General features: G+C 33.7%; 21 protein-coding genes. 5 read left to right on the forward strand and 16 right to left on the reverse strand.

Translation table 11 applies throughout. The annotated features are described in order from the left end of the window. The first annotated feature begins 400 nt into the window (after nucleotides 1-400). Nucleotides 401-565: a hypothetical protein gene (locus A9G48_RS11535; RefSeq protein ID WP_155268317.1), complete on the forward strand. Its 165-nt coding sequence runs from the start codon at nucleotides 401-403 to the stop codon at nucleotides 563-565. After that, on the forward strand, nucleotides 565-840 hold the full coding sequence (locus A9G48_RS03520) for a hypothetical protein (protein WP_034945341.1): 276 nt from the start codon (nucleotides 565-567) through the stop codon (nucleotides 838-840). The genes A9G48_RS11535 and A9G48_RS03520 overlap by 1 nt, the downstream gene beginning before the upstream one ends. A 754-nt stretch (nucleotides 841-1,594) precedes the next feature. On the opposite strand, the gene A9G48_RS11935 is transcribed toward A9G48_RS03520, so the two are convergent. Further along, on the reverse strand, nucleotides 1,595-1,699 hold the full coding sequence (locus A9G48_RS11935; protein WP_335340530.1) for a hypothetical protein: 105 nt from the start codon (nucleotides 1,697-1,699) through the stop codon (nucleotides 1,595-1,597). A gap of 464 nt (nucleotides 1,700-2,163) precedes the next feature. Between A9G48_RS11935 and A9G48_RS03525 the strand changes: the two genes are divergently transcribed. Further along, nucleotides 2,164-2,472, forward strand: a complete 309-nt coding sequence (locus A9G48_RS03525; RefSeq protein WP_065575787.1) for a hypothetical protein — start codon at nucleotides 2,164-2,166, stop codon at nucleotides 2,470-2,472. Here A9G48_RS03525 and A9G48_RS03530 read toward each other — a convergent pair whose 3' ends face one another. The 14 genes from A9G48_RS03530 to A9G48_RS03600 all read right to left on the reverse strand — a co-directional run bounded on the left by A9G48_RS03530 (nucleotide 2,473) and on the right by A9G48_RS03600 (nucleotide 17,149). Beyond that, on the reverse strand, nucleotides 2,473-3,003 hold the full coding sequence (locus A9G48_RS03530) for a tail fiber assembly protein (RefSeq protein ID WP_065575788.1): 531 nt from the start codon (nucleotides 3,001-3,003) through the stop codon (nucleotides 2,473-2,475). It abuts the gene before it with no gap. A gap of 1 nt (nucleotide 3,004) precedes the next feature. Next, nucleotides 3,005-4,414, reverse strand: coding sequence for a hypothetical protein (locus tag A9G48_RS11800; RefSeq protein WP_081299231.1), 1,410 nt, complete (start codon nucleotides 4,412-4,414; stop codon nucleotides 3,005-3,007). Then, complete coding sequence (locus A9G48_RS03540) at nucleotides 4,401-4,799, reverse strand: hypothetical protein (protein WP_034945332.1); 399 nt, start codon at nucleotides 4,797-4,799, stop codon at nucleotides 4,401-4,403. The genes A9G48_RS11800 and A9G48_RS03540 overlap by 14 nt, the downstream gene beginning before the upstream one ends. Further along, nucleotides 4,774-5,823, reverse strand: a complete 1,050-nt coding sequence (locus A9G48_RS03545; RefSeq protein ID WP_065575789.1) for a hypothetical protein — start codon at nucleotides 5,821-5,823, stop codon at nucleotides 4,774-4,776. The genes A9G48_RS03540 and A9G48_RS03545 overlap by 26 nt, the downstream gene beginning before the upstream one ends. A gap of 1 nt (nucleotide 5,824) precedes the next feature. Then, nucleotides 5,825-9,118: a host specificity protein J gene (locus A9G48_RS03550; protein ID WP_034945326.1), complete on the reverse strand. Its 3,294-nt coding sequence runs from the start codon at nucleotides 9,116-9,118 to the stop codon at nucleotides 5,825-5,827. A 7-nt stretch (nucleotides 9,119-9,125) separates the two neighbouring features. After that, nucleotides 9,126-9,743 (reverse strand): tail assembly protein, encoded by a 618-nt coding sequence (locus A9G48_RS03555; protein ID WP_065575790.1) that lies wholly within the window; start codon nucleotides 9,741-9,743, stop codon nucleotides 9,126-9,128. Further along, nucleotides 9,733-10,455: a C40 family peptidase gene (locus tag A9G48_RS03560; protein WP_034945319.1), complete on the reverse strand. Its 723-nt coding sequence runs from the start codon at nucleotides 10,453-10,455 to the stop codon at nucleotides 9,733-9,735. The genes A9G48_RS03555 and A9G48_RS03560 overlap by 11 nt, the downstream gene beginning before the upstream one ends. Before the next feature lies 1 nt (nucleotide 10,456). Beyond that, nucleotides 10,457-11,191 (reverse strand): phage minor tail protein L, encoded by a 735-nt coding sequence (locus tag A9G48_RS03565; RefSeq protein ID WP_034945316.1) that lies wholly within the window; start codon nucleotides 11,189-11,191, stop codon nucleotides 10,457-10,459. A gap of 91 nt (nucleotides 11,192-11,282) precedes the next feature. Continuing rightward, nucleotides 11,283-11,738 (reverse strand): hypothetical protein, encoded by a 456-nt coding sequence (locus tag A9G48_RS03570; RefSeq protein WP_065575791.1) that lies wholly within the window; start codon nucleotides 11,736-11,738, stop codon nucleotides 11,283-11,285. 3 nt (nucleotides 11,739-11,741) lie between these two features. Then, nucleotides 11,742-12,200, reverse strand: a complete 459-nt coding sequence (locus tag A9G48_RS03575) for a Panacea domain-containing protein (protein WP_034945313.1) — start codon at nucleotides 12,198-12,200, stop codon at nucleotides 11,742-11,744. Nucleotides 12,201-12,820: 620 nt separating this feature from the next. Further along, nucleotides 12,821-14,725, reverse strand: a complete 1,905-nt coding sequence (locus A9G48_RS03585; RefSeq protein WP_034945307.1) for an ATP-binding protein — start codon at nucleotides 14,723-14,725, stop codon at nucleotides 12,821-12,823. 119 nt (nucleotides 14,726-14,844) lie between these two features. After that, nucleotides 14,845-15,459 (reverse strand): BRO-N domain-containing protein, encoded by a 615-nt coding sequence (locus tag A9G48_RS03590; RefSeq protein WP_051825170.1) that lies wholly within the window; start codon nucleotides 15,457-15,459, stop codon nucleotides 14,845-14,847. A gap of 54 nt (nucleotides 15,460-15,513) precedes the next feature. Continuing rightward, nucleotides 15,514-16,377: a phage antirepressor KilAC domain-containing protein gene (locus A9G48_RS03595; RefSeq protein WP_081299232.1), complete on the reverse strand. Its 864-nt coding sequence runs from the start codon at nucleotides 16,375-16,377 to the stop codon at nucleotides 15,514-15,516. Continuing rightward, the gene (locus A9G48_RS03600; RefSeq protein ID WP_065575792.1) at nucleotides 16,364-17,149 is read right to left on the reverse strand and encodes an HNH endonuclease signature motif containing protein; all 786 of its coding nucleotides are present in this window, start codon (nucleotides 17,147-17,149) and stop codon (nucleotides 16,364-16,366) included. The genes A9G48_RS03595 and A9G48_RS03600 overlap by 14 nt, the downstream gene beginning before the upstream one ends. A gap of 89 nt (nucleotides 17,150-17,238) precedes the next feature. Here A9G48_RS03600 and A9G48_RS03605 point away from each other — a divergent pair, with 89 nt between their 5' ends. Together A9G48_RS03605 and A9G48_RS03610 are read left to right on the forward strand one after the other, a co-directional pair. Continuing rightward, nucleotides 17,239-17,640 (forward strand): helix-turn-helix domain-containing protein, encoded by a 402-nt coding sequence (locus A9G48_RS03605; RefSeq protein ID WP_065575793.1) that lies wholly within the window; start codon nucleotides 17,239-17,241, stop codon nucleotides 17,638-17,640. 24 nt (nucleotides 17,641-17,664) lie between these two features. After that, nucleotides 17,665-18,165, forward strand: a complete 501-nt coding sequence (locus A9G48_RS03610; RefSeq protein WP_081299233.1) for a hypothetical protein — start codon at nucleotides 17,665-17,667, stop codon at nucleotides 18,163-18,165. A gap of 250 nt (nucleotides 18,166-18,415) precedes the next feature. On the opposite strand, the gene A9G48_RS03615 is transcribed toward A9G48_RS03610, so the two are convergent. Beyond that, nucleotides 18,416-19,444 (reverse strand): hypothetical protein, encoded by a 1,029-nt coding sequence (locus tag A9G48_RS03615; RefSeq protein WP_065575795.1) that lies wholly within the window; start codon nucleotides 19,442-19,444, stop codon nucleotides 18,416-18,418. Nucleotides 19,445-19,464: the final 20 nt, after the last annotated feature.

Consider the following 19,464-nt stretch of genomic DNA (forward strand, 5'->3'; position numbering starts at 1 on the left):
TCCCCCCAAACTTTAAAACACTTCACTGATTAAAAAAACAAGCAATCGAGTAACAATCAATCACATAAAAACAACAATTTAATTAAAAATAATAACAATTTTAGGTGTTAATATTAATAACAACTTATTTTGTAGTAATCACATCAAAACAGTCTAACAAAAAAGTTGAAGCTCTTTAAAAATTAGAAAAGTCGGAACAACTTTATAAAGAGTTATTCAAGTAGACAGTGTGAAAGCAAAGCTCATTTTAGAACAAAATGCCTAGCTCCCCCCTAAGCTGATGAAAGAATAACGCAGAGTAAGGGAGCGCATCACCTGCTGGGGTATGTACCAGCATTCAAATCAAAGCGCATTTAAACAAGTGTGCTTGAGTTTGAAATAAAAGAAAGGAGATAAAAAGATGATGTTACATAAAACTATAGAGAACGGTTACGAAAGAGCATATTGTAAAATAATAAACGATACCGAAATGCAAGACGCTAAAGAAGCAGAAATTAAATCTCAGCCAAACGAGCTTTATGACAAGCTTAGCGATAATAATTATCTAAAAATTGAGGAAAAATAATGAAAGCGATTGGCTGGAACGACATTAACACTGATTCAGTTCAAAAAACTTTAATGTCTATATGTTATGAAAAAGATGAATCTCGTTTTAATGAAAAAATAAACAATCGTTTAATTAAGCTAACGAATTTTGACAGCTCGGAAAGACAAGTATCTATATCTATGTTGCTATATTTTAAGTTTTTTTACAGAATTAGCGGGATGATGAAAAATTTTTATTTCTTCTGTTTGTTATTTGATAATATATATTATTATATAGATCGCACTATAATATAAAGCTTTTTTAAAATTTTTTTAATTGTGATAATCCTGCCCAAATTAACCGTACAGTTCGCTTATTTCAGTTAATAGCACATTTTCATTATCCGAAATACATACACTGGGGTAACTTTGGTTGCCTTATTCGTTTTTGTGACTCAGTTAACGCCATTTTATCTCCATAGCTGTTTAATGTTGTTATTTTGTAAAGCTTCCCTAGGAAAGACTTTGGATTTATTTATTCGATTTCAATATTGAGCTCTTTTATATTGCTCAATAGTTAAAACAAACTATATGATAATCATAAAGTGTTAATCAAAAACTATTTACTGGGTAACAACTATTCACCTGTAATCTAGTAACTGTCTCTCCAGAGTCAGCATATAAAATATCCACATTTATATTTTTTGTTTTTTTACTGCTGTGTGATTATTTTTTATATAGTTTATAGTGTAGATAAATTCATATTCATTTTTACATTACACCCGCTTAAATATTTTAAAATCGTTTTTATATTTGTATTTAGTGGTGCTAGCTCAGTTTGAGGTAGTTATGCATATTCTCTCGCTGCCAGCAATAATTCACTTAATTTCCACTCATTCTCTGCTTCATCATACGCAGCCTGTGCAACTGGATCTGCGAGCGCATGCTGTTTGATTTAACTAAATGTTGTACTTTTTTTACTTATCGTTAATCATCTCCTATAGTCGTTTACGTGCTATTTGTAATGCGCCAGCTAGTGTTTTTTTAACAAAAGCATGTAAAATAAAAATTACTTTTTTTGATATATATAAATAGTTCTAGCTATATTATTGCTCTCTAACGCTCGTAATTCAAATAACCCACCACCTAATGATTTACTATGTAGCATTTGCATTTTCCCAAACTGCTCCAGTTTTTCAATTAATTTAATTGGTTAACCTCGTAATTCAGCTGATAAATCTAGAATTTGAGATTTTGCATCATTATGCGTTTTTATTGTGAAAATTTAATAAAGTAGCCAGTAAAAAAACTAACTTTTTTGATGAGAGTTATATTGTCGTCATTGAAATAGATAAAACAAATTGGGGATTAAAAATGTATAACAAAGAATTAACTGAAGAATATAAAAATAATATCAAGCATTGAATCTACAACTGTAACTAATTGATTACCTTGGGTTTTAATGGCGTCCCCTACAGGATTCGAACCTGTGACCTACGGCTTAGAAGTGCCTTAATATACTAAAATATATTAATTGAAAAACCTTAACAACACTAGAAACAACAAGGGCTAGCCATGATTTCAATTAGTAGATTTTAATAGATTTTAGTATATATTAATAAATATTTGTGTCACAAAATGGTCACACCATCTTACAACCCTCCTTCCAAAATTTCACATCAAAATACAATCAATATAAAATACCCTCTAAAAAGTTCACACTTCACTTATCATGATAACAATAAACTACCAATTTACATACGCATGTCGCCAGAGGATTTCGAAAATGAAATTACGGGCGAATGCTACATTATCAACAGCGACTACGATCACAATTATGTATTCTATCAAACGCAGAAAACACTATATGATATTGCTGATTTTGTGATGCTAGATGACGCTGTTGAGTATGTGAAATTGAAAATTGATAGTGGTAGAGTGTGGTAGTTATTTGGGTTTATCTGGAAATTTAGCATTAATATCTGACGCATCAACACGAGTTAATACAATGCGGTATTTTTTCCATTGTTTCAACTGCGCCTCTTCATCCGTTTCTTGCATATCTAAATCAATAATATCTTGCAAAATAGCTATTTTTTCGTGTGCATCATTGAGTAATGAGTTTTTCAATAATTGATTGTTTTTAATGATATTCTCATTTTTTGCATCCTCATCTAATACCCATTTTTTGCCATTCCATTGACAAAACTCAAACGGCTCTAACTCGGTAAACCCATCACGAATTTTACCAATGTATTCGATTTTTAGCGGTTCCTGTGTTTCAATGTTATATACCGTTTTGTTTCTGTTATCTTCAATTAAAATCCATTTGCTGTTCTGTTCACACGGCCAATAACCTTCTTTAAATGAAGGGGCAATCCGTAACGCATTGTCTGGCGGTAATGTATCATCATTAGCTTCTAATTTATGTGTAAACGGTCTTAGTTCATTTGTGTTATCAAAATAATAATTAATCATATTAAACTCCTAAATAAATTACAGGTGTCATACCAATATTAATTGGTCTATTTTCGTTTGCTGTTGGCACCTGCAGCGATGCATCAAACCAAAAATTATCTAGCACAGTATTTTGAACTGGATTAGCTCCCCCTACTGCATTTCTCGCAACCGCAACCCGACGAAATGCTCCGCTATCACCGCTATCTCTGGTGTTGTAGCTATACATTGACGTGTACCCCGTTATATTTCTGATAGCATCCGTCTCTATACTACCAACCTGCCGTTTTTCACCATCAACTGCCCGCTCAAAACATCCTCGCCCTCCTGAGAATGCCGTCGGGAGGTTTATGTATTGTTGACCGTTAATTGTTTTAATAGTGATTTTGTGGTCATTTTTATAGTTAACTGATAGTTTGTTTAATGCCTGCCCTTGCGGTGACGACAGCAAAAAATTATCACCATTTCGAAAATACCAACCAAACGGTAATTCATTACGACGAAATGGCATTAAACGCTGGTCACCAATCATGTCTCTAATGACAACATGAGCAGCTACTCGGTAAATAGGTGATTCAGCCAAAACCTCTCTAATAGCGGGAACAGCGCCTATATCATCAGCCGTCGGTTTATTATTCGGTGAGTAAACACGCTGATCCTGCTCTGTTAAAAATTTTACATCTAACAAACCATCGATGTGCTGAGATTTTTCAGCCGATTTTTTAACAAAATTTGACGTGTCGAGTGACAATGCCGATTTTTTTGCCTCATCTGCCGATTTGGCGGCATTTTGTTCAGATGTTTTAGCGTTGTTTTCAGACACTTTAGCAGCATTTGCAATATTACTAGATTGCTGAGCTGAGTTACGTGACGCTGTAGCTGATGAGCTAGCACTATCTGAATATGATTTAGCTGAATCTGAACATGTCTGAGCTAATACACTAGCATTAGTTGCTGTTGTTGCGGATTCGCGTGCTGATTGTGCAAAACCCTGACTTTGCTCAACAAGTTTTACTAATTCATTTGATATTGATAGCTGGGATCGTATAGTAACAACTCTCCCGTCTGGGGCGGTTAGCGTCACCTCTCCATCACCTGTTAATATCGACTGCCATGCATCAAGTTGAATTTGATAATAATTCAACATTTCAGATACTCGCAATGCCAATGATTCGATGGAAACTTTCGGTGATGTTGGTATTTCGTACGTAATGCCTGTTTTACTCGTTCCAGAATACGCTTTTGCTAGTGTTAGCTGAGTGTCGGACTGAATAGATGCAATTTCATATATTTCTATTGTATTTTGTGTTTGTAATATCAGCATTTGTCCCGAGCAAACTCCTATTAATGGATTTGTCCATTTTGTGTTATAACCGATCACAGTATTGCTACCATTAGTTACATTTATTGTGCCTGTTTTATACCAAGACATAATTTTCCTCAAATTTTAGACATGAAAAAACCGCTACATGAGCGGTTGTATTGAATAATTTAAATAATGATTTTAACTGCCTCTCTTTTTCGACATTTGCACATTTGACGTCAATTAAATTGTGAGTTTTCTCAGTCGGAAAATTATCCAATTTTTGTCGTATCGATCCAGTTAACTTGAGCTTTAAATCATAGTGATTGTCATTGATTTTTCTAACCTTACTAATTTCAAAACTTTTTACTGCTCCCCTTAACGTTTTTTCTTTATAAATTGCATTGCAATTTAAATTTTCAGAATACGAATTGCTAGAAAATAACAATATGGATAGTAATATTATTTTTTTCATCATTGCTCCCTTTTTAAAATTTAAAATAATTTTCAGCATCTAAAATCATTAACGGAAAATTTGAAGTAAATTTTCCGTTAAATGGATGGGTCCATTTATAATTTTCATGATTTATATAAGATGGCGCTAGACTAAATCCATTTGAAGCAAATCCAATCTGTTTAGTAACGCCGCTGTATTTATCAAAACTCGCATAACCGCCGATGGATGTTGGAATAAACATGGGGCGTCTAATGTTTGGTATATTAACGAACTCTCTAAGGTTAATCGATCCAAAGCTGAATAATTGTGGGTTAATTAAAATTCCAGATGTTGAATCATAGACTATTTCACCAGAGGCATTGTAAATTCTCATTCCATATTTTGATTGAGTATTTACAATTTTTTGTTTTGCAAAAACAACCACTTTTATAGAAATATCATGGCCCAGCTTGACACCGTCAGTGTTGTGCGCAAATAATACGTGCTCATCAATATTTCGATTATATCCAATTCCAATTGATAAATCCTGTTTTTCACTATAAACAAAGACTGCGCAATTGTTGAAGTTCAGGTACGGATTAATATTGCTTGGTCGCCATCCGTCTTTAGCTGATATTGTAATATCCCCCTTAAATACTACAGGTGCGCACAATGACGTCTGATTAATGGAGAAAAAATTATTTTGACCCGTGAATGAAATACCGAATCCTGATGCAGGATTGTGTATCGGATAACCAATTATTATACACAGTTGATTATACCCACTACCGCTGTCACCTCCATATCCCCACGCGTTAGCTCCATTTTCCAAAATAACCTGCCGATTGTGATCCAAATAACTTCTTGAATCAAAAGCGCCGCACACCCAAATATTGGTGCCATCTTCATCTACCTCAAAATCAATATTATACCCAGAACCATTTGTTAAATGCATGTAATACTGATAACCATCGGGCACAAAAATACCGGTTTGACGTTGTCCAACCCAGCATATTCCTAGAATACAGCACATAGTGCAAGACGAATCCAGTAAAACGTCAGGACCGTCTTGATAAAAAATTTTTAAACCAAAATTTGGCATATTACCTCCTCAGGTTACCAAGCAATACCCTCAGTATATTTTTTTCATCAAAAACAGCTAAACCATTGCCATTTAACTCAATTCGCCCGCCACCAAGAAAAGAGCTATTTATTTCAAAATTACCATTCTTAAACAACTTCCATCCGGCTTTCCCTGGAACATAATTTTCAGATTGAATCGTGTCTGAAATTGTAGCAAAATTTAATGACGCCCTACCGATGATTGCGCCATTCATGATCACATTACCATCTTTTATGATAAACGCCGGCACTGGATCGCCATTCGCTTGGTTCATAACCATAAATTTATCAGCAAGAAAGATGACGTTACTTTGCATTCCCTTATCAGTGTTTTCCACTCCCATCGTCATACCTGCAACATACTGTTGACCTTTATTATCAACCTGAACTTTCATGGTTCTGTGAGCTGAAATTTTGCCATTGAGATTATTTACGGTTTCACTAACATCTGAAATAGATGTTGTAACATCTCCAACTTTAGTATTAATAGCTTCAATTGATTTAGCTGTGGCAGCATTTTGTTCTGCGGTCGTTTGTTTTAGTTCTGATAAATTACTACTAACATCTCCATAGTTAGAGCGGAGCTCCTTCAAAGCGATTGCTGTCGCCTCTTTTTCAGTTAATAAAACAGAATTAGTTTCGCTGATTTCAGCTGACAAGTTACCATTTTCAATTCTACGACGGCGTGTTTCGGTATCATTAGCTAACGCATTTTCAATGATCGCCTTTGCGTTTTCTATTGAACTAATCGCCGCATTATCAACTGAATCAATAAGAGAGTTCCAAGCATCGGTTTCTTTGATTTCATCAAAAATATGATCGGTTAAATCGTTAGTATTTGTACTAGAAATCCCCCTCACCCATTCTGTCCAGTCGCTAACGTTTCCGATCTGATCAATCAATCGAGCACGGTAGAAAAACACTTGACCAATTGATAATCCTGTTTGTGAATAACTACAACTTGGATACGTAACATTACTTAACAGTAGCGCCTTTTCTTCACTCTCATTAGTAGAGTATTGGATTTCAGTATGACTTGTGTCACCGCTACCGTCAGGAAACGACCACTTTAAATCAATACCAAAAACAACATCTTCACTAGCCGTAAATCCAATTGGTTTATCTGGCTTGCCAACTTTACCTTTAATTGAGGTCGCTTGTGAGTATGCCCAAGGAGATGAGACATCAATTGCATTAACTGCTCTTACACGAACTTCATAAACACCTGAATAAATTCCCTCGACAGTAAAATTTGTGCCGTTTGTACGTCCAACATTAATCCACGCTGAATTGTCTTTTCGCCATTGCGCAACGTAGTTCGTAGCGCCATCTACTGAATCCCATGCTGCATTTAAAGAAGCAACTGACAATCCTTGTGAGATATAGCTACTTTCTGAAACAACAATATTTTTTGGAGTAGAAATTGAACTTGGTGGAGTAACTGTAATTGGTTTTGATTCAAGCCTAACACCCTCATCAATATATTTGAACTTATTAGGATCATGCTGAATGGCCGTTATTGAAAACTGGCCTTTTTCAGTCGCTGATATTGATGTTACTCTAAAATATTGAATCGCAACATTATCGCTATCTATACACCAAACGTTACCAGCAACAGGTGTCATTTTATAATTTGCAGAAACGGTAATCGTTTTTTTATCTGCTCCAATAGTTTTGATTGTCCTACTTTGCGCTGTCCCATCTGGCAAATTAATTACTAATCTGTCTCCCGGTTCATAGTCAACGACTCTATCTAACGTTATTTTTCGACCAGAAACAGCATGGATTCGTCCACCGTTTTCTTTACCAGAACGGGACGGGTCGGCAACGCCAATAATTCTAGCTGGCATAGGAATATACCCATCTAATCCAACAGTAAAAGTTATTACCTCATCTTTCGCATTTGAAAGTAATGCCCAACGTCCCCTTCTTTGGGCTTCTGATTGTGATGTGCAACCTATAGCAGTCAATTTCATTACATTAACATCGTATCGACGCATTAAATTATGATCCCACACCGCCTCGACATCATCACAATAATGATTATTAGGGTCAGAATAAGCAACTAAGCACGAAGTATATCGATTTTTATATGAACCACCTGAATAAGCAAAATCCCCAATAACATTTGATGGATGATAGATAAAATCAGGCTCGTCTTGCGGCATGTCAGCCGTTAAACAAATCTGATCATTACCCCAAAAAATTATCCCGCGAAATGACGCCACCAAGTCTTTAAGTACTGTGTAAGCATCCTCTTGGCTTTGTATATATTCATTACAAGCAAAACGTGGTTCTTTGCCACCCTTCCCATCAGATACCATCTGATCGCAGTATTGCCCTAGTTGATAAATAGACCATTTATCTATCATAGTAGAATCAATCCGTAATCCCATGCCCGCTATCTCATCACGCATTAGATAATAAGCAAGCCAAGCAGGATTATTCGTATAAGCCATTTTAAAGCCACCCCGCCAAACTCCCGAATATGTTCGACTAACAGGATCGTAATTGTCTGGAACCTGAACGAGCTTCCCTTTGGGTTTACAACTGATTTTAGGTACCGACCCGTTAAACTGACTAGCATCAAGCTCAATGTAAAGCAAAGCAGTATTTGGATATCGCAATTTACTATCAATCACTTCTGCATATGAAGAAACGCCAAAAGTATTCATTAATTTACCGCTTTTAGAATCAGGCGTTAACCGCCTAACACGAATCGCCCACCCGTCTATGGCACTAGGAAGGTTAATGCGGTGATCTCTTTGATACTCAGATGTCGTTTTCCCATTAAATGTAGCATTAACAACAGTTTGAAAAGCACTGCCGTCTGTTGATAAATCAATTGTATAGTTCACCACCGTACCCACAGCATCGCCGTTATCTTTATATTCAACTAACGTTGGTACGCTCAATTTAATTCTAATGGCATCTAAATCCAAATTAGAAAATGAACGCACCCATGGTTTATTCGCCTTTACTATGTAATTTGCTCGCAACTCATTACTTATCTCAGGGATACCTTTAATATATTCTTGAGTTTGTGATCCATTACGAAACTCCCAAGTAACACCATTAAAATTACGTGAACCATCAGCGTTAGCTAACGGAGTATTGTCAATATAAATATTTTGCTCGTTCAGATCTCCTTGAATTTCACCCTCACTCAATGCAATCAATGCTTTAAGCTTAGCAGTTGAAAGCAAATTATCTGGTTGTTCATACGGATTGTGCTGTTTTTTACTACCACCTTTTTGACCTTCTATTAAATGCATAATCCACCTATTGTTGATCTTCTGAATAAATACCAGCGTTAATTACCGCGCCGCCAATTTCTCGCTCACCGAGTAAAACAGGGGCTGGGTATCCTACAGCATTGGTGTTAACTGGTGCGCCAAACCCATAATTTGGTTTATTTTCAGTACTTGATGAACCACCAGCGTTAAATTTCGGCTGAGGTGTAAGCAATTGAACAGCCCCGCCAAGCATCATACTAATACCTATTCCTGTTAAAATTGAAGTTGCGGTAACTGTTGTTGCAGTCATTGCTGTCGCCCACGCGCCAAGTGAAGATCCTGCCGTAAAAAATGCTGCCACCAGCGCAATGGCACCAATAATAATTTGTAACATTCCGCCACTTTTTGCCCCTTGCGATACAGGCATAATCATGTAATGTTTACCGCAAGCATTAATATCAAATTCATCTATACCAATATTTTTACCATCAACAAAAAAGGCAAATTTAACGCCATTTAAATGCGCTGAACTCATGTATTTTTCAAAGCCTTTTATCGTTGCACATAATGCTCGCAATAATTCTTTAATATTTTGCACATCGTATTGATGATTTTTGCCAAATTGTTTCGCCATTGCGCCTTTAAACGTTACATTACTCAGCATTAAATAACTCCTTGTGTCGTACTATTCGAACGGTTCTATCTCTAAAATATTTACCGTATGGCGTTCTTGATGATAATTGCCCGTACAGATGATGTAGAATAAGATTGTCACCAAAATAAATAGCGGCATGGTTTGTAACTTGTGAGCCAATTCGCATCATAATGATGTCACCAATTTTCATGTCCTTCAGCTCAACTTCTACAAAACCTTCTTCCTGCCAGTTGTCATCGTAAATATTTTCCGTTCCACTCTCCCACCATTCGTGAGCGACAGAATAATTTTTTAGATAGATGTTGTGCTCACGTTTATAGTAGTCCATGATTAATGCCCAACAATCAGCATACCCCAACAACCATTGACGCCCTGTATAATCCCGATTTACACGCGGTGATATTGTGCAAAAATCACCATCCGGAACCGACATAATTCCCCATTCCACGCCTGAATAGTCGCATTGAATACGGTCAAATTCCGACGGGACAAGTGATACCACATCAGGATGAGAGTGAATAATCATAATAATTTCACCCAATTTCTCGGCTTCCAGTTGCTCATCAGGTGAGATTAAAAAATGCTCTTTGGGATTGTCTGATATGTTTTTACAAGATATATATTTTTGAGTTTTACCCGTATCAACAATCAGACCGCACGCCTCGTTAGGATATTCACTTTCAACATGTTTTTTTATAGCATCTAATAATTTTTGTCTCATATCATTTACCTTGTAAATTCGCCGCAGGGAAACCACCAAAAGGGAGGGGATTGTTGCCATGGCGAGCTTTACAATCCTTTAATAATCCGCCGCATTGATCTTTAGCAGGATCATCCGTTGCTATACCGTCCTTAGTGAAATATTTATTCCCGGCATAATCACACCCTGTACCCGTTCTATACCACCCACGCATACACCAAGTGCAAACCGTTGTTATTTGCCGTGTGGGTAATTTAAGATTTTGTATGTCAAAAGGCGAACACAGCTCAAACTCAACGGTCGCTTTTGTTTCTTCTCGCTTGTTATTGATAAAAAATAATTGAACTCGTTCTTGGGTTGGGTCAGCGGTAGGATTTCCATTAAGCCAATTATCCGCATCAAGATACTTAGCCATTGTTGTATGGATCTTAACTTTTGCCTGAACCAAATCATCATAATCAAGACAAAGCCGAGTTACTCGGCCGTCTATATTGCCGACGGATAGTCTTGGTGTTGGTTGTGAGCCAGTGCTGCTCAATTCAATATCTTTTAGTTCATATGGATACGGTAAATATTCTTTACCTTGCCATTTTATTGATGGTAAATTCTCAGCGGCAAATGACGCCCACCCATCAGGTGAAATGTTATGGGCATGAAATCTCAGTACTTCGTCAAGCCCAAACTTAGTTCCATCCACCTCTATTAGCTGTATAAGCTGATTCCCCTCAAGAGATTGCAAATCTTGGGTTATCGTCATATTTCCTCCAGATATAAAAAAAGCCCGCAACTGCGAGCTTTAGGTTTTCAATAAATGAATTAGTATTATTTTGTTAAATCTTCAATATAAATTATTTCTCTTTCTCTTTCTTTTTCTTTTTCTCTTTCTCTTTCTCTTTTTTTATGGAGGGAAACAAACCTCTAATTAAACTCAAGAACGCTGCAAATATATTTAATGTTGTCGCACTTGTAATTGCAATTAAAACCTGATCTGAAAAAATCTCAAACCCTCCGTTTTCATGCCTAGTTAAGAATTTAACAACCCCATAAACAAAAAGTAATATAGCCCATCCCCACAGTGATTTTTTTACTACCTTAAATGCCTTGAATGAATATTTGTCTCTAAGTTGACGATCAGCCTTTTCTCTTTCAAATTGTTCTTGCTTTATAGATACTCTTACTCTTTTCTCTTCAGCGTCTAAATCTGAGTCATTTGATTTAGGTGGTTTATCTACACTACCACTAATATTCTGCTCAGTTTCTGGAGGAAATTTAACTTTTATCTTTTCAAGAGAAGCTTTACTCATAAGTCACACAGTTTCTCGTTTCATTTCATCTAAAGTAATAACTGAACCATCTGCACCCTTAAGTGCCCATGCAGTTCCTTCTTGATGAGTCATATTTGATAATTCCTGTGCTGAATATGAACCATATACTTCTAGAATTTTATCTAAATGCCTACCGATCAATTTATCTTTAATTATAGGCTCAACAACAACCCCATCATCATATCCAAACTCGAAGTTAACTATTTTAGAAGTAATATCATTTGCCCCATAGTACTTTAATTCATGATATAAAGAAGGAATAACTGGTCCGTATTGCCAGCGAGAAAAATGTTCATCAATAAGAGGTTCATTATTTAAATAATAATACCAAGCCTGAGCATAATAAATTAATTTCTGCATTTTCATTGGAGAAATTTTAATGTTCTTTTTTTCTGCAAGCTCTAATATTGTATTTGCTACAGCAATTGTAGAATAAGCCATACACCCTCCCTATGAACAATGTCTTTTAGATAAAGTATATCTCAATACAGCCAATATAATTAACCATGTTGATAGAAAACCCGCCACAATATACACCATATATAATTCATATAACGACTTATGTACATTTTCATTAATATTAAAAATTACAAGATAAGAAACAGTAAGACTAATAATTAAAGCAACTAATAATGACATAAAAACAGCGATGCCCTTAATTGTTATTTTATCACACCAGAGGAATCGTTGTTTTCCTTCTTGACCACACATTTACAATCACCTGTTTATTTGCACAGAGCAACTACACCGAAGAACACTAACATTCATTAAAAGTTTCACATAAAAAACTGATAACAAATGAGAGCTCAACCTTAAGTTGATTATAAATACCATAAGGTAAAGAGTAAAGAAAATTTATACTAATTACAAAAAATTAATAGGTGCTATATATTTGACTGTTACACGCCGCTCGTAACCCAAATTTGGGTTACCTTACAAATCAACATGTTAGCTTTAAGTCGTCTTCATTATGAAGATAACTGATAATAAAAACCACCCGAAGGTGGTTTGTTCGTATATTTGTCCGTAATCTTTGTTTTAGTGTCAAAACTAATTTAGTTTCAGTTATTATTTTTACCTTTTAAGATATTTAAAAATGTTTTATTTCTCGCAACAGCATCCGCAAAAATACTGTTTGATGAAACAAAAGTTACATGTGTCTTTGAACCTGGTAAATAACCATAATACATACATCCGTTATTACTAAAAACTTTCGTAAATGCTCTATTAGTCATAACTCTTTCAATATCTACGTCATCAGCCTTAAAATCACAGATAATATAACAATAAAAGTTATTTATATTACTTACAATTTTTTTGAGTTTTTCTTTATATTCATCAACTTGATCGATTGCAGAAGTTTTTTCTTTATAATCAATATTACCTTTCTTAAACTCAATCAAGACAACGTCTTTAAGCAACTCGCTTTCTTCAGGGCTATTATACAAAATAAATAAATCAGGTCTTTTTTCTGATGTACAATCAAAATCATTACTACCTATTTCTGTATTGATTTTTTTTATTGTTATATCTGATGCTGTGTATGTATAAGACATAAATTTATCGTCCAAAAGCCATACACAACTTTGATATAAGTGATTTTTATTATTTTCGGTTTTATCATCAACCACAACACTAGTTTTTTGTGGAAAAAATAAGTTATGTAAAACATCTTCATTTTCGTTTGAATTAGTTAAAGATAACCCTTTTTTCGCAACTAAATCCCTATGAAAGATATATTTTGCAAGTTCATGTTTATTTTGCTCAATCACTTCACAAACCAATTCATCAGCGGAAATATCAGGTTTATCGAGTAACATAGCTAGTCTATCTTCTTTTTGATTTATTCTATTTCTATAGGAATCAATGATGTTTTTTTCATTAAACTCCAAACTATTAACATCAATATCATTAAAATTTATATAGCCATATTTTTCTTCTAGTTTGCCAAGCCTTTTTTGATTATCTTCTTTGATGTTAGGCTCGCAATTATGAATAACGTCAAGGCATATATCTTTCAACTCTTTTTCAAAATTGTTATTAGGGGTAGCTAATAACATATCTACTTGAGCTAACTTATCATTAGATTGAAAATCAATTTGCGTTCTTTCTGCATTAGCCTTTTCATCAAAAAAATTTGATGTAATAGCAAATACATATTCTGTATGAAAAGTTTCAGATATCACTACTGGTTTTACTTGAATATTATTAGCACAATAATATATACGTACCCCCTGCTTTTCTTTGTTCTTAAAAGCATATATTAAAAACTCACAGTTATTATTTATATGATTGATTGTTTTGAAACAACAAATATCATTGCTTCTTACCTCATCAAACAATCTTCCATTGACTAAAAACTTAATAGAAATCTTTTTTTGGGTTTCTTGTTGTTTTAGAAAAAGCATCAAATTAAATTTTTCTTTTACAAAATTAACACAAGAAACAACTTGCGTTTTCGGATGCTTTAAATTTAAATCACTTAAATATATTTTTGTGTAAGAATGCTGTTCATCATTACAATTAGATATTTTGATATCATTCTCATCTGTTTTAAATGTAAAATCAAATTCTACACTTTTCTTTTCATTTGAAACGCTTTCAACTTTAACTGTTGACGCTAAGTTTAAAAAAGAAATGCGCCCAAGCCCTTTTCCGCCAATATTTTTTTTGTGTTCAGTTGCCACCTCAAGGAAAGCATCAATATTTTGTCTAGTTAATCCATCGCCATTATCTTCTATAATTAATTTATTTAAATTACCAAGATTTGATTCTTCTCCATCTAGTGTTTTTTCGTAAGCAAATTGAAAATCAATACAAATATTGGTGGCGTTAGCTTGTATGGAGTTCATAATTGCTTCTCTTAAAGCATCATTAACGGTAACCCCTTTATAAAAATACGATGCAATTCTAGCAAAGTTGGTTTTCATTATATCAATATCTTCATTGTTTAAGTTTATATTCATGATAACCTTAATATATTTAAACGGCAATCTGTGTATTATTAAAAACTAGACATATTCCCCGCCATAAAAGGCGGGACCCAGCTACAATTATAAGCATTGATTTGAATTTGAGTTTTAATTTAGATAATCAATTTAAGCGGCACTGAAAAAAGTGATGCGCTACACTCACCACTTGTGATTTTTGTTCTTTCCATGAAATTATTTGTTAGTGTAGTAAATTGTTTTAATTTATCATTCAACTCAATCAATTTATTTCGATAATAAACTGAATCTTTTTGAAGTTGAAGAAACAACGTATTATCAATGCAAACTTTACCATCAATATTTTTAACTTCTACTTTGTCTTCAATATATCGGACTACCCAACGCCCTTGATGTGGTATATGGGCTATGGTTGGGGAGAAAGTTTGCTGATGTGTTTCTTTATCCAAAATATCAAGAACCCATTTTCTGAATTCTTTTGCGATTGGCGTTCTAGAAAACATTGCTACTAAGTGACAACCTCTAAGTGAGAAAATTCGTACCTTTTTCATGTAATTTCCTGAGGTACTTATTTCGAGTACCTGAGACATACAAGATGTAAATTCATCAGAATACTTATTATAAATCATTGTTACAGCTTTACTATTTGAATATTGTAAAGCCTTAGCCAGTTCTGCTGATGTAATCCAAATTTGATTATTATGATTGACTAATTGTACTGGTGAATCATTAAACATTAATTGATTTGACATGCTATATCCTCGTAATTGCCCCTCTTTGGGGGCTTATAATTTGTTGTTAATTGGTTAAGCTGCGATTTCTTGTGATAAAATTTGTGATAGTTTCGCTAACCCTTTTGGAGTAACTAGCACCTGCTCTACTATCTTTTCACTGCCGTCACTTCTTGAGACTGTTGTAATCTTATGCTCTAACAGCCCTTGCTTAACCTTATCTTGATATCCAAGCCAATGATGACTGCCTGTTCTTTTGTAAATCCAACCCATTGAGTTTAATTCTTGAAAGAATTTTCTTGGTTGAACTTGTAAATGCTTGGCAGTATCAGTAATACACATGCTACCTTCTGCTTTAGTCGCAATGCGATCAAAGGCAGCAACGGTTGGCTTCATTTCTTCAAGTTGAGATCCTAGCGTCTTATTTTCTATCATCAGCCTTTCATTTTCTTCTTCGGCTTGAATAACCATTAGTGCAAGCTCTTTTGTTGTTGGAAGTTTTAGTTGAGATTGCTTGTTAGCTTCTTCTAGTTGATAAAGGCGATCAATAACTGCTGTTCGACGTTTAATATCATAACCCGTAATTAATATTTCCGTGTACCGTCTCGATATATGATATTCCCACGCATTAGGATTTTTAAAATCATACTGATCACAGCTAACATGTTGATTTGTAAGGTAACCCAAATTTGGGTTACGGATATAATCACCATCTTTACCACCAAGTAACGCCACTAAAATAGCCCGAATATCTCGACATATATGATCATGTCTCTTATTTGTTAAAGAGGCTATCTCACGACTAGACATTGTCAATTGACTTTTATTAACTAAAGTTATATCATTTTTCATAGATTTGATTCCTATTTGGTTTGGGATTAATGATTGAACCTCAACATTTGCCGATGTTGGGGTTTTTGCTTTTCTAGATGTTTGCAATTTTCTTTTCCTCCTCTGTTAATGACTGCTTTACTCTGTTAATTAGTTCTAAACTAAAATTTCTATCATTTTTAATAGCTGAATTCTCAAGAATAGATTTCATCCAATCTGGAATTCTAGCTGATACTGGTACTTTATTTTCTTTCAATTTTTTCTCCTTATTTGCTAAATATTGATTTACTTCTGCTATACCTGAAAACCTTCTATAGTGAGTAGTACAGTCTGTTGATAAATGTCTTTTATATTTATTAGCAGGTGTAGGAATGTCTTCCTCTCTCCATCCTGCTGCAAATCGCTGATCTAAAGTTCTCGCATTGATACCAAAAAGTTCAGCCCATTCATGTAAAGTTTTTATTTCGTTTCTGTATTCATAATAAACAGTCCCTACTTTTCTCTTTGGGTCAAAATTAGGATCTTGACTAGCCCACAAACGCCAACCTACACTTTTTCTACATCTTTCGGCACAATCTTTTGCGTTGTCAGACGGAGAACCAACATATAAATGTTCAGGATTACAGCACGACGGATTATCACACGTGTGCAATACCCAAAAATTTTTGCTATTTTGAGGTATAGCACCATAAGCTAATTCATAAGCAACTCTATGAGTAGCCCAAGAATATCCTTCAAACCAAATCATTCCATAGCCATCATAATTTTTAGCTCCATTCCACTCATGACAGCCATTTTTAAATATAGATAATTTAGATTTTAATTTTTTATCTAGTCCAACATGATCTCTAATTAAAGATATACTTTTTCTTGTTTTCATAATTAATAATTAAATGTCTTAAAGTGTCATGGAATGTATAGTATACTAATTCTAATAATTAACCATGTCAATACATTTCAATACTATTTATGATAAATAATGACACTTTTGCAAAACGATTAATACAAAGAAGAGCTCAACTTGAATATTCTCAAGAAGACTTATCCAAACGAACTGGTATTGCTGCTGCCCAAATATCTAGGTATGAAGCAGGTAAAAATAAACCAAGAGCAAATATAATTTCAAAACTAGCGAATCATTTAGGCGTACCTTTTTCTTGGTTGGCATACGGAGAAGAAACAGATTTATCTGATGTAGATAAAGGAAAAGAAGAAATTGGTGTCTACTTAAATTTACCAAAAGAAAAATACGATTTAATGATGGAGCAAGCTAATAAGCTTAATATGGATATTCAAACTTATATATTTAGAGTGGTTATACCCAACCATCTTGCCCAAGAAGAATTACAAAAAAATCAAACTAAAAAATAACCCCTAACCTATATAGGAATCATGATGGACAAATTTCCAAGAGAAATACAAAATGAATTGCTAACATCATTATATGATGTATTTCCCTACTCTTTAGAAGAAGAAAAGTGCATGTTCATTTTAAATAAATTTGGGGATGATAATAATATTATTGCCAATCTTAAATATCTAATTGATCATAGATTAATATCTGAAAACTCTATTTATCAAACATCTGATGGATATCATGTTAACGATTCGGCTTTAATAATAACAACAAAAGGCATAGATTTTATCCGTGATGACGGCGGTCTATCTTCAATACTTAATGTTACAACTATTAAAATTCACAATGAAACATTAGAAAAACTGGAAGATATTATCAAGCAATCTTCATTAACTGAGACTGAGAAGAAGACATATCTTGGTAAGTTGAAAGAGCTTCCTGTAGACGCCACAAAACACTTGGTATTGAAACTATTAGACTTGGGTCTATCTCGGACTCCTGACGTAATTCAACTAATTTCATCATGCTTCCCGTCTTAATAAACTCATTATGGTCTCTAACTTTTGTTAAACGACCATAATTCTTCCCAAATAACCTTATCCAACAATCTTCATGCCGATCTGTAGCAAATATTACGCCATTTTTATCATGAAAAACTATGGAAAAAACTTTCATGTATTTACCTTATTTTAAATAATAAAAAACCCTCTTAGAGGGTTTGATTAAATTCTTTGGTAGTCAATATCAATTAATAATTTTTTGATTTTTATTACATGACATAATCATAATTTACTTAATATCCTTATTATCGATAGCAAGTACTAAATATTTAGATAACATTTCATTTAAAGTGATTATTTTTTTCATTTTAGCAATAGATTTTGAATCTATATTTTCATCATTATTCCTTTTTATACCATAAAATCTAATAATGGCATCTTGCGAATCATCAAGTGAGTTAATGTATGAAATAAATTCATTATTTAATATAAAGTCATACCATTCATAAATATCACTACCGCTTTCCCTGTCAAAGGTAAGATCATTATGAGAATTGTACTTATTGCCGTTTTGATATATTTTAAAATTTTGGGCCATAATTCCGTCATAGCTATAAAAAATAGCTCTAACTATTGTTAAATATACTTTTTCTTGATAAACAGATAGATACATTTTCAATGAACCACTATCTAGCTTAATTTTAGCTAAATTATCAATTGGGTCATATGTAAAATATATATTTTTTGTATTAATAATATCAATCAACTGACGAAAATCATTTGCATCCGTTATTTTTTTAGACAACAGTGAAAGTCCGTCTAACTGCTCATTATATAGCTTTAAACCATTTGAAAAAGTAATTATATATACATCTTTTGGTTCTGTTACTACTTTTGTAACTGATAATTCATCAATGTTAGGAAATGTAAATTGTTTCAACTTTTCTATTTCACTTAACCGTTTTTCATAGTTTTTTTTGGTTTCTAGTTGGTTATAAGTTTTGAAGTCAGAGATATAAAGAACCTCGCTATTTTTTAAAATTAATTTCTTATAAACATCACGCCCAACTTTAACATCTTTATCCCAATAAGCTTCCATTCCTTTATATTTTTTATAGGATGGGTAAAAGCCCGAATACTCATTCGGAGAGGAATACAAAAAATCATAATGATTTAACTCAATAGCAGCAGAAGAATATTCATTGAAGGTGAACAACTCTTTACCTTCTGGATTATACTTTTCTTTTTTAATTGATGCAGACGAAACAAACGAAATAAAACTTAACATCAATGTTAAATAACATAAAATTTTTTTCATACGATACTCATTTTCAATAT

Source organism: Gilliamella sp. wkB18 (genome assembly GCF_001690875.1).
Classification (GTDB): domain Bacteria; phylum Pseudomonadota; class Gammaproteobacteria; order Enterobacterales; family Orbaceae; genus Gilliamella; species Gilliamella apicola_A.